At 44.2% G+C, this 10,423-nt stretch carries 12 protein-coding genes; 9 read left to right on the top strand and 3 right to left on the bottom strand.

The window, feature by feature from the left end; all coding sequences use genetic code 11:
- The first annotated feature begins 302 nt into the window (after nt 1–302).
- The 8 genes from R8N47_RS06425 to R8N47_RS06390 are packed head-to-tail and all read left to right on the top strand — an operon-like array spanning nt 303 to nt 6,442.
- Nucleotides 303–722, top strand: coding sequence for a nuclear transport factor 2 family protein (locus R8N47_RS06425; protein WP_005378211.1), 420 nt, complete (start codon nt 303–305; stop codon nt 720–722).
- The gene (locus tag R8N47_RS06420) at nt 719–1,444 is read left to right on the top strand and encodes an SDR family oxidoreductase (RefSeq protein ID WP_005378209.1); all 726 of its coding nucleotides are present in this window, start codon (nt 719–721) and stop codon (nt 1,442–1,444) included. Before R8N47_RS06425 ends, R8N47_RS06420 begins: the two co-directional genes overlap by 4 nt.
- A gap of 12 nt (nt 1,445–1,456) precedes the next feature.
- Nucleotides 1,457–2,767 carry an NAD(P)/FAD-dependent oxidoreductase gene (locus R8N47_RS06415; RefSeq protein WP_017821708.1) on the top strand — a complete coding sequence of 437 codons (1,311 nt, stop codon included), beginning with the start codon at nt 1,457–1,459 and terminating at the stop codon, nt 2,765–2,767.
- 1 nt (nt 2,768) lies between these two features.
- Nucleotides 2,769–3,587, top strand: a complete 819-nt coding sequence (locus tag R8N47_RS06410; RefSeq protein WP_064353793.1) for a DUF1365 domain-containing protein — start codon at nt 2,769–2,771, stop codon at nt 3,585–3,587.
- A complete protein-coding gene (locus R8N47_RS06405; RefSeq protein ID WP_064353794.1) occupies nt 3,581–4,837 on the top strand; it encodes an SAM-dependent methyltransferase in 1,257 nt (418 codons plus the stop codon). The genes R8N47_RS06410 and R8N47_RS06405 overlap by 7 nt, the downstream gene beginning before the upstream one ends.
- Nucleotides 4,838–4,843: 6 nt before the next feature.
- On the top strand, nt 4,844–5,356 hold the full coding sequence (locus tag R8N47_RS06400) for a DUF2878 domain-containing protein (RefSeq protein ID WP_017821711.1): 513 nt from the start codon (nt 4,844–4,846) through the stop codon (nt 5,354–5,356).
- Complete coding sequence (locus R8N47_RS06395) at nt 5,316–5,909, top strand: chalcone isomerase family protein (protein ID WP_017634389.1); 594 nt, start codon at nt 5,316–5,318, stop codon at nt 5,907–5,909. The genes R8N47_RS06400 and R8N47_RS06395 overlap by 41 nt, the downstream gene beginning before the upstream one ends.
- Entirely contained in the window at nt 5,909–6,442 is a 534-nt protein-coding gene (locus R8N47_RS06390; RefSeq protein ID WP_017634388.1) for a DUF3833 domain-containing protein, read from the top strand. Before R8N47_RS06395 ends, R8N47_RS06390 begins: the two co-directional genes overlap by 1 nt.
- A gap of 133 nt (nt 6,443–6,575) precedes the next feature.
- On the opposite strand, the gene purB is transcribed toward R8N47_RS06390, so the two are convergent.
- From purB to mnmA, 3 genes are all read right to left on the bottom strand, one after another.
- The gene (gene purB, locus R8N47_RS06385; protein ID WP_005378198.1) at nt 6,576–7,946 is read right to left on the bottom strand and encodes an adenylosuccinate lyase; all 1,371 of its coding nucleotides are present in this window, start codon (nt 7,944–7,946) and stop codon (nt 6,576–6,578) included.
- 153 nt (nt 7,947–8,099) lie between these two features.
- Nucleotides 8,100–8,717, bottom strand: coding sequence for a high frequency lysogenization protein HflD (hflD, locus tag R8N47_RS06380; RefSeq protein WP_005378194.1), 618 nt, complete (start codon nt 8,715–8,717; stop codon nt 8,100–8,102).
- A gap of 10 nt (nt 8,718–8,727) precedes the next feature.
- On the bottom strand, nt 8,728–9,852 hold the full coding sequence (gene mnmA / locus R8N47_RS06375) for a tRNA 2-thiouridine(34) synthase MnmA (protein WP_054576398.1): 1,125 nt from the start codon (nt 9,850–9,852) through the stop codon (nt 8,728–8,730).
- A 188-nt stretch (nt 9,853–10,040) separates the two neighbouring features.
- Between mnmA and R8N47_RS06370 the strand changes: the two genes are divergently transcribed.
- Nucleotides 10,041–10,310: a hypothetical protein gene (locus R8N47_RS06370; protein ID WP_054729125.1), complete on the top strand. Its 270-nt coding sequence runs from the start codon at nt 10,041–10,043 to the stop codon at nt 10,308–10,310.
- The last annotated feature ends 113 nt before the right edge of the window (nt 10,311–10,423 follow it).

The following is a 10,423-nucleotide window of genomic DNA, read 5'->3' as shown; positions in this document are numbered from 1 at the left end:
CTACAGTGAGTTTAAAAGCGAGGGAGTAATCGCGCTGAGTTCTTTTAGTTGTTGATTTCATAACACTCTCCAATTTTGGGGGGAGAAAGTGTCAACCTTATTTAGGACGGCACATAATCTGCTGAAAAGGCTTGGTTTTGACCAAGCCTTTTTTTTTCGCCGATTGATCGCGTGCGAACTTCATCACGTACTACTTACAGAAATAAAGTTATACAAAATTATTTTTGTACAACTTTGGTGGAATGAACTATCTTGTACATATAATAATTTTGTACAACTTAATGGGCGTGTAGGAGTAAAAAATGGACATACAGTCTGTTGGCAATATCTATCAAAAGCTCAACAAAGCGAACTTACATCTGCTTAAGGATATATATCACCAAGATGTAGTATTTGAGGACGCAGCGCATCGTTTAGAAGGATGGCCAGCACTTTCGGATTATTTCACCTCATTATATGCCAACGTCATCAGTTGTGATTTTGTAATCCATGAGCATCAACAAGTCGGAGATACAGGCTTCCTAACTTGGACAATGGACCTTCAGCATCCCAAACTTCAGAAGGGTGCGCCTATTCTCGTCAATGGTGTTTCGCACCTCAAATTTAGCGAAGGTCAGGTCATTTATCACCGAGACTATTTTGATCTCGGAGAGATGCTCTATGAGCATTTACCGTTACTTGGTTCAGTCGTTAAAACCATCAAGCAGAGGTTAGGACAATGAACAACACCATCTTAATCACAGGCGCCACCTCCGGAATAGGAAGACAGCTTGCCCTAGATTACGCGAACTCAGAATGGAATGTGATTGCTTGTGGTCGGAATCAAGATGTTCTTGCAGAACTGGAGGCAGTTTCCTCCAAAATTCATACATTGCAGTTTGATGTGACAAATTATGAGGAAACTCAGCAGGCGCTCTCTAATTTGCCCTTTACGCCAAACACATGGGTTTTTAACGCAGGCGATTGTGAGTACATGGATGAGGGAGTGGTCGACGCGAAACTCATGGCGCGTGTGATGAACGTAAATGTTGTCGGTGTTGCCAACTGCGTTGAAGGCTGCCAAGTGCATTTAGAGAGAGGGCACCGCATTGTTATTGTTGGCTCTATCGCATCAGAAGTGGCACTGCCTCGTGCTGAAGCTTACGGCGCATCCAAAGCGGCAGTCAGTTATTTTGCACGCACGCTCGCCGTCGACTTGAAAAAGAAAGGGATCAATGTGGTAACGGTGTTTCCTGGTTTTGTTGAAACGCCGTTGACTGACAAAAACGACTTCGAAATGCCAATGATCATTTCTACTCAGCAAGCGTCGGACTCTATCAGGAAGCAGTTAGCCGCCAACAAGACCTATATCTATTTCCCAGCGAGATTTACCAGTATTTTACGTTTTATCTCGTTACTTCCATACAGTTGGCAAGCTCGCCTAACTGCTAAACTCGTATCATAAGAAGGAATAAAAATGAAAACAGCAGGAAGAAAGAAGATAGCGATTGTGGGAACGGGAATCTCTGGCCTTACTTGTGGTTATTACTTGCATAAAGAACATGATGTAACGCTGTTTGAAGCGAACGATTACATCGGTGGCCATACTGCAACCGTTGATGTGAGCCTTGACGGTAAAGAATACGCGATAGATACTGGGTTCATCGTCTATAACGACCGTACGTACCCTAATTTCATTAAAATGATGAGCGAGATTGGCGTTGAAGGTCTGCCTACTCAAATGAGCTTCAGTGTCAGAAACGATGGGAACGGACTAGAGTACAACGGCCACACAGTGTCGACATTGTTTGCTCAAAAACGCAACTGGGCAAACCCCAAATTTTATCGATTTATCTTCGAGATACTTCGTTTCAATAAACTTGCCAAGCGCTTCGCTAGCGAGCAATCCTCGCACTCTCAGACGTTAGGTGAGTTCCTTGACGAACACAAATTCAGTGCTTTCTTTACCGATAACTACATTTTACCGATGGGTGCTGCGATTTGGTCGTCGACTTTAGCTGACATGCGCGCATTCCCTCTTATGTTCTTCTTACGTTTCTTCCTCAACCACGGTCTGCTAGATGTGACTAACCGACCGCAATGGTATGTGATTAAAGGTGGTTCACGTTCATACATTCCACCATTGACCAAAGGCTTTGCCGAGAATATTCGTCTTAATAGTCCTGTCGAAAAAGTGGTTCGCAACGAAAAAGGGGTTGGCGTTCAAGTTCGCGGAGAAACGCATTGGTTTGATGACGTTATCTTTGCTTGTCACAGTGATCAAGCAATGAGAATGCTAGAGGATATCAGCCCAATTGAGCAGGAAATCTTGGGGGATATGACATACCAAGCAAATGAAGTTGTTCTTCATACCGACTCTGCCGTATTACCAAAACGTAAGGCAGCATGGGCATCATGGAACTACCTATTGGAAGGCAGTGAAGAGGAACAGCAACGCCTCCCTTCGCTCACTTATAACATGAACATTCTTCAGCATATTCAATCAGAACATACGTTTTGTGTAACGTTGAACAGTACTGAGCAAATTAACTCAAATAAAGTCTTGCGTTCGTTCACTTATTATCATCCAGTATTCACCACTGAGTCTATTGCAGCGCAGCAGCGCAAAGATGAGATACAGGGCAAACAAAGTACCTGGTTCTGCGGCGCTTATTGGTACAACGGTTTTCATGAAGATGGCGTGCGTAGCGCGCTTGATGTTGTGAAAGAACTAGAAGAAAAGTACCGCGAACAAAATGTGGTTCCTTTCGAAAAAGGCGCAGCGTGATATGGATAGCCAAATGAACAGCCGATTGTTTATAGGCAACGTTCGTCACCGTCGATTCACGCCTGTGAATCATGAGTTGAACTACTCTTTATTTATGCCCGCCATCGATGTAGACGAGCTCGATGCTTTAGAGAAAAAAGTATGGGGTTTTGGTTCGCGTTGGTGGCATTGGGCTCGCTTCAAGCGCAGTGATTACATTGGTGAAGGTAGCGTCAAGGCGGCAGTGCACAGCAAAATTGAAGAACTGACAGGTGTTCGCTGTACCGGCAAGGTAATCGCAGTCTGTCACTTGCGTTATCTAGGACTTTATTTCAGTCCCGTTAATTTCTACTACGTTTATAACACGGAAGGAGAATGGAAGTATCTCCTCGCAGAGGTGAGTAACACTCCTTGGAATGAACGACATTACTACGTGGTGTCAGCAGATAAAGAAGAAGAAAAGTTTGGTTGGGAACAAGATAAAGCATTCCATGTTTCACCATTCAACCCGATTGACCAACTCTACCGCTGGAGAATTAAGCCTTTGACAGACAAGTTGAATATTCATCTTGAATGTCACAAAGGAGAGAAACACTTTGATGCCACCATGGTTATGAAAGCTAAGCCACTTTCAAGCAAAACCTTATTGAGGTGTTTGATCGTTACACCAATACAAACGGTAAAAGTAATGGTTGGTATTTATTGGCACGCATTAAAACTTTGGGTGAAAGGCGCACCTTTTTATTCTCATCCTAAATATTCAACGCATGAAGAAATAGAAGCCGATATTGAAAAAACAGACAAAAAAAATAAAAAGCACAAGGAGAATTCTGCATGTTAAATACTAGTTCTATGACATTGCCGCGTAAATTGACGACAACGCAAAAAGCGGCTCGCGGAGTTATTTTTCAATGTCTGCAAAAAATGGAAATCGGCTGCTTAACAGTTATTGAAAGTTTTAAGACGGAAACGACAGAGCGAAGCGAGCGTCTTAGTGCGCCAAATGGGGAGTACAGTGGTCAACCTGTTGTCGCTACTATAGAGGTAAAACATCCAGGCTTTTATTCACGGATCTTGCAGGGCGGCAGTATTGCTGCTGGTGAGGCTTATATGGATGGGTGGTGGGATAGCCCCGATTTAACCTCATTAATGAAACTGATGGCCCTTAACATGCGTGCTCTAGATAAACTCGAAGAGCAAGGCAGTTGGTTGACTAAAATACTGTACAAGTTCAGTCATTGGTCAAACAGAAACTCTGAAGAGAACTCACGTAAAAATATCCATGCGCATTACGACTTGGGTAACAACCTATACGAAGCGTTCCTTGACACCAATATGCTGTACTCGTCGGCGCTTTACAATCATGCGGACGACTCTCTAGAGCAGGCTCAAATCAACAAAATGGATCGTCTATGTCAGCAACTTGAGCTGAAGCCCACTGATCATGTTGTTGAAATTGGCACTGGGTGGGGCGCTATGGCGATTTACATGGCCGAACAATACGGCTGTCAGGTCACCACAACAACGATATCTGAAGAGCAACACGCGTACGCGGAGCAAAAAATCAAAGAGCGTGGCTTAGAAGATAAAATCACACTACTCAAAGAAGATTACCGTAACTTAACCGGCACTTATGACAAGCTCGTTTCTATTGAAATGATTGAAGCTGTGGGCAAACAATTCCTGCCTTCGTACATTAAGGTCTGTGAGTCTTTATTGAAGTCTGGTGGCTTGATGGCGATTCAAGCGATTACGATTGCCGATCAGCGTTACGATTACTACAGTAACAACGTCGACTTTATCCAAAAGTACATTTTCCCGGGTGGTTTTTTACCGTCGGTAACCTCACTAACCCAAGCAACAACAAAGTACAGTGACTTAGTGACGCGAGACTTGTTCGATATTGGTTTGGACTACGCCAAGACGCTGAACGAATGGCACTTACGTTTTAATCGAGCAGAGAATGAAGTGCGCTCGTTTGGCTACGACGACCGCTTTGTGCGTATGTGGCGCTACTATTTGAGCTACTGTGAAGGTGGCTTTTTGGCTCGCACGATCAGTGCCGTTCACATGACGTTTCAACGCCCGTAGTTCGTTATGAAGGTGTTTCTTGCTTCGACATGGTTCCAACTCTGCTGGTTTGCAGCGGTGCTTGGAACCTATCAATGGCAATGGGTGACGTTATTCCTTACTTTGGCAACCCTACTATATTGTTTGAAAACTGACGCATCTTCGCTCAACAGTATTGGTGTTATCGCCACGATTGGTCTCGTGCTTGATACATTAAATCAGCAATTTTCAATTTTCATGTTTGCCACTCAATGGTTACCCCTTTGGCTTTTGTGCCTTTGGATTCTGTTCGCCTGGTATGCCTATCAACTCAAGTCAATTTTGTACCGTTTCCCAAAAACCTACGTATCAATAGTAGGCGGACTCGGAGGAACAGCGAGCTACTTTGCTGGCTATAAGCTCCAAGCCGTTGAATTTGGATTTAGCACTGGCGCTACACTGGCAATGTTGTTTGTCGAATGGTGCGTCATGATGCTCTTGATACTCAAGGTGTACGGAAATGAAAAGCTTGAAGAGAGACTTAACTCAGAGACTGACTAGGCTGCTTGCGTTGGTAATAGTAACTGGCTCTTTTGCTCTGCAAGCTCAACCTGTTGGAAACAGCGAAGCTGCTAGCAACATTGCGAATTGGAAGGGGTGGAAAACTGTTGGAGAAGCCCAACTTACTTGGTTCATCTTCGATATTTATCACTCAAGATTAAAAGCGCCTGATGGAAAGTTCATCGTAAGCGATGACGTATCGCCACATCCCCTTGCATTGGAAATTAATTACAAGAGAGACATCAGTAAGCAACAGCTGCTTGATGTGACGGATGAGCAGTGGGCGAAATTGGGTTTTACTGACTCATATCGAAAAGATTGGATTAGCGAGCTCGATCGTATGTTTCCTGATATTCAAAAAGGTGACGAGCTTACTTATCTAACAGATGGAAAATCTGGTCAGCTTTTTTATAAGCAGGTTGGGGACGTGCAAGTAAAGAACGTTGGTATCATTGAAGACGAACGAATGAACGATGCATTTTTGGCTATATGGTTATCACCCAACACAGAATTTCCGAAACTCCGAAAACAATTGATAGGGCAGGTTAGATAGTGTTTAAACGAATTTTTAAATCAGCGACTTTAGTGGCAGCTGTTTTTCTTTCGGCATGTTCCGCAGACATTGATAATTACCGCTCTTCTACACCGACTTTTGACGTATTCGGTTATTTCGAAGGCGACATAAAGGCGTGGGGGATGGTGCAAGATTATACCGGACAGCAAACGCGTCGCTTTGAAGTCGATATAGTGGGTACTGTAGCGGGTGATACGCTGACGCTGGTGGAAGACTTCGTGTTTGATGACGGAGAGGTGGACCAGCGAATTTGGGTTATCACTAGATTAGAAGACGGTCGTTATGAAGGTAAGGCAGACGATATTATAGGTGTAGCAACAGGGGAAGAGCAGGGCAATGCGTTACAGTGGCAATATGACTTTGAGCTACAAATGGAGGATTCATCAGTGACGGTTGCTTTTGATGATTGGCTTTATCGTCAGGATGACAGACACGTTTTCAATCTAACGAAAATAAAAAAGTTTGGTGTGGAAGTAGGAACAATAACCTTGTTCTTCCAAAAGCAGCCATAACAAATGGGGCTGATCTTCAATTAATAATCCATTCCATATAACTAAAATTATTTTCTCCCGACCTAACTCTCCTAACTAAAAAAGGTTGACGCTTTCGCGTCAACCTTTTAGGTATCTGGTCGTTACACGAGGATTACAGCTTATCTGTCAGCTCGATTGCTTGACCGATATAGTTCGCTGGCGTCATCTCTTTCAGACGTGCTTTCTCGTGCTCAGGAAGCTCAAGACCGTCGATGAAGTTACGCATTGCTTCGCCGTCTACACGCTTACCACGAGTTAGCTCTTTCAGCTTCTCGTATGGCTTCTCGATGCCGTAACGACGCATAACTGTTTGTACTGGCTCAGCTAGTACTTCCCAGTTCTTGTCTAGTTCAGCAAGAAGCGCTTCACGGTTTACTTCTAGCTTGCTGATGCCTTTAAGCGTAGAAGTGTAAGCGATGATAGCGTAGCCAACACCAACACCAAGGTTACGTAGAACCGTTGAGTCAGTTAGGTCACGTTGCCAACGAGAGATAGGCAGTTTCTGTGCTAGGTGGCCGAATACAGCGTTCGCAAGACCTAGGTTACCTTCTGAGTTTTCAAAGTCGATTGGGTTAACTTTGTGAGGCATTGTTGAAGAACCGATCTCACCAGCAATAGTTTTTTGCTTGAAGTGGCCTAGTGCAATGTAACCCCAAACGTCGCGGTCGAAGTCAATCAGGATAGTGTTGAAACGAGCGATAGCGTCGAACAGCTCAGCGATGTAATCGTGCGGTTCGATTTGAGTTGTGTAAGGGTTCCAAGTTACGCCTAGAGACTCTGTGATGAACTCTTCAGAGAACTTGTGCCAATCTAGCTCTGGGTAAGCAGAAAGGTGTGCGTTGTAGTTACCTACTGCACCGTTGATTTTCGCTAGGATCTCAACGTTTTCGATTTGCTTGAATTGACGCTCCATACGGTACGCCACGTTTGCCATTTCTTTACCCATAGTAGATGGAGAAGCAGGCTGACCGTGTGTACGAGATAGAAGAGGAATGTCGCGGTATTCCACTGCTAGTGCTTTGATAGCGTCGATTAGGTTACGGATTTCTGGAAGAATCACGTTCTCACGCGCTTCTTTAAGCATTAGAGCGTGTGATGTGTTGTTGATGTCTTCAGAAGTACATGCGAAGTGGAAGAACTCGTTTACTGCGTGCAGTTCAGGAACGTCTGCTACTTTCTCTTTTAGGAAGTACTCAACCGCTTTTACGTCGTGGTTAGTTGTACGCTCGATCTCTTTGATACGGCGTGCATCTTCTTCAGAGAAGTTTGCAGCAAGGTCGTCTAGGAATTGGTTTGCTTCTGCGCTAAACGCTGGCACTTCTGCAATTTCAGCAGTAGCAGCAAGCTTTTGTAGCCAGCGGATTTCAACGATAGTACGGTACTTTAGTAGACCGTATTCACTGAAAATTTCGCGTAACGCAATTGTCTTGCTTCCGTAACGGCCGTCTACTGGTGAAACAGCAGTCAATGCTGACAGTTCCATGATGTTCTCCTGAATTGGGTTTCTAAATTTCGTGAGCTTTATACCAATAACTGTGGCAATTGTCACGAATATTGCGCAAACGTTTGCGCGAGATTTGTTTTAGTCGAAAAAAATGAGCTCGCGATAAACGCGAGCTGCTTATTTGATATTTTACTACAGACGAGCAAGAAGGATTTGTGCTTGCTCTACCATCTTCTTGCGCCCGAAGATTAGGTGGCGACGCTTACCACCAACTTGACGCCAAAGAACTGCACTACGAATGCCAGATAACAACAGCGCACGAACTTTGTGTTGGCTTGCCGTCTGCTGCAGTACAGATGGCGTGCCCGTTACTTGAATGCGTGGGCCAATAGGGCTAACGACATCCAGATAGATGCTCGCTAAATTGCTGATCATTTGATCGTCTAGTAGCTCAAAGTGCTCTGACTGACGCTTGGCCATTTGAATACGATCGCCAAGCTGAGACATAGCATCGTTACGAGAGCTTAACTTACGTTCTAACGCCATTAAACTAATAATGTAACGAGTAATTTCACTGCCTGATGGTGTGCTATCAATCCCTTTAACCAAGCATTCTAGGCCGAGCTTTAGATCGGCTTCGCGACCGAATACGCCAACTGTGTTAGCAGGGTTCGTGCTCAAAATAGCGTTGATTGATGTTTCAAAAGCATCTTGATCACAATGTCCGTTTCTCGCTACCTGTTGAACTAAAGCAACAGCTTGGCAAATCCCAGCGAAAGCGATAGTACGGTCATAAAGTGTATTCGCCACGTAACGACTCCTAAGCTTGAGAATATTTAATGCGTTGCTCGATGATGCCGCCACCTAGGCACACGTCACCTTTGTAGAACACTGCTGATTGACCTGGAGTTACAGCAATTTGTGGCTCGTCAAAGATAACTTTAATGTTTTCATCATCGATAGGGATGATTGTACAAGGAATATCTTCCTGACGGTAACGAGTTTTCACTGTGCACTTCATAACATCGCGAATTGGCTCACGATCTACCCAGTGAAGTTGTGATGCAAGTAGACCTTCTGATTTTAACATTGGATGGTCTTTACCTTGAACGGCAATCAAAACGTTACGTTCTAGATCTTTCTCACCAACGAACCATGGGTCCTCGTTACCACCGCCGCCTTTACGGCCACCGATGTGTAGACCTTTACGCTGACCAAGCGTGTGGTACATCAGGCCTTGATGTTGACCAATCACTTCGCCTTCAGGTGTTTCGATGTTGCCTGGTTGAGCTGGAAGGTAGCGACCTAGGAATTCAGTAAACTTGCGTTCGCCGATGAAACAAATACCCGTAGAGTCTTTCTTCTTCGCCGTGATTAGATCTTGCTCTTCCGCGATGCGGCGTACTTCTGGCTTCTCTAGGTCACCAACAGGGAATAGGCTACGTGCGATTTGCTCGTTGCTTAATGTGTACAGGAAGTAGCTTTGATCTTTGTTGCCATCTAGACCACGTAACATTTGTGTTTTTTCACCGTTTTCTGGGAAAGAGCGACGCACATAGTGGCCCATTGCAATGTAATCAGCATCAAGTACTTCATCAGCGAATTCTAGGAATGCTTTGAACTTGATTTCTTTGTTACAAAGAATGTCAGGGTTCGGAGTACGGCCCGCTTTGTATTCAGCAAGGAAGTACTCAAATACGTTATCCCAGTATTCGGCAGCAAAGTTGATAGTGTGTAGGTGGATGCCTAGCTTGTCACATACTGCCTGAGCGTCAGCAAGATCTTCTGCCGCTGTACAATATTCTTCGTTGTCATCTTCTTCCCAGTTCTTCATGAAAAGGCCTTCTACTTGGTAGCCTTGCTGCTTTAGAAGATACGCGGAAACAGATGAATCAACGCCGCCGGACATACCGACGATGACTTTCTTTTGGCTGTTATCAGACATTACTAAACACCACTTAAATAAACGGGATGCAGATTCTATCAGAATCCACAGACCGGTGACAGATCCGAGATCGAAATCACAATTCGTTTCGCTGGATTTTTCTTCAACAAAGATTCGAACGAGTAATTTCGCAAGTATAGAAGAGGTATATATGGCATAGTTGGCCAAAATCCAAGAGGAAACATCAAATGACAGAAGAAAACCAATTTATGCAAGAAAGTGAGTTGATTGAAATTGTTGAAAATCAGCTCGAAGATGGTAACCCGCTTAAAGTAAAAGAAACCCTTATGCGTTTAATGATGACTGGCACACCACGTGAAGATGCGGTTGCGATGATGGCATGTGCGATGTCAATTGAGATTTTTGATGTAATGAAGAATGAGGGTGAGTTCAACCTAAAGCGTTATAGCGAGAACCTTGAGCAACTACCAGATCTCAGCTTTATGGAAGGTGAATAAGCCACCTAAAAGAAAAAAGTAGTCAGCAAACGTTTGCTATAATCGCTTTTATTGCTGCTTTATTATTAGCGGTATAGAATCCGCTCTCCTTTTCATCCCCTTACTCAGACTGA

This window comes from Vibrio sp. 2132-1 (genome assembly GCF_033344315.1).
Note: the sequence above shows the minus strand (reverse complement) of the source record. Positions and strands in the feature narration are given on the sequence as shown.

What these genes read in the sequence shown, in the direction of transcription:
- R8N47_RS06425 (WP_005378211.1), top strand. Translation starts at nt 303, where the DNA reads ATGGACATACAGTCTGTTGGCAATATCTATCAAAAGCTCAACAAAGCG.
- R8N47_RS06420 (WP_005378209.1), top strand. Translation starts at nt 719, where the DNA reads ATGAACAACACCATCTTAATCACAGGCGCCACCTCCGGAATAGGAAGA.
- R8N47_RS06415 (WP_017821708.1), top strand. Translation starts at nt 1,457, where the DNA reads ATGAAAACAGCAGGAAGAAAGAAGATAGCGATTGTGGGAACGGGAATC.
- R8N47_RS06410 (WP_064353793.1), top strand. Translation starts at nt 2,769, where the DNA reads ATGGATAGCCAAATGAACAGCCGATTGTTTATAGGCAACGTTCGTCAC.
- R8N47_RS06405 (WP_064353794.1), top strand. Translation starts at nt 3,581, where the DNA reads ATGTTAAATACTAGTTCTATGACATTGCCGCGTAAATTGACGACAACG.
- R8N47_RS06400 (WP_017821711.1), top strand. Translation starts at nt 4,844, where the DNA reads ATGAAGGTGTTTCTTGCTTCGACATGGTTCCAACTCTGCTGGTTTGCA.
- R8N47_RS06395 (WP_017634389.1), top strand. Translation starts at nt 5,316, where the DNA reads ATGAAAAGCTTGAAGAGAGACTTAACTCAGAGACTGACTAGGCTGCTT.
- purB (WP_005378198.1), bottom strand. Translation starts at nt 7,946, where the DNA reads ATGGAACTGTCAGCATTGACTGCTGTTTCACCAGTAGACGGCCGTTAC.
- mnmA (WP_054576398.1), bottom strand. Translation starts at nt 9,852, where the DNA reads ATGTCTGATAACAGCCAAAAGAAAGTCATCGTCGGTATGTCCGGCGGC.
- R8N47_RS06370 (WP_054729125.1), top strand. Translation starts at nt 10,041, where the DNA reads ATGACAGAAGAAAACCAATTTATGCAAGAAAGTGAGTTGATTGAAATT.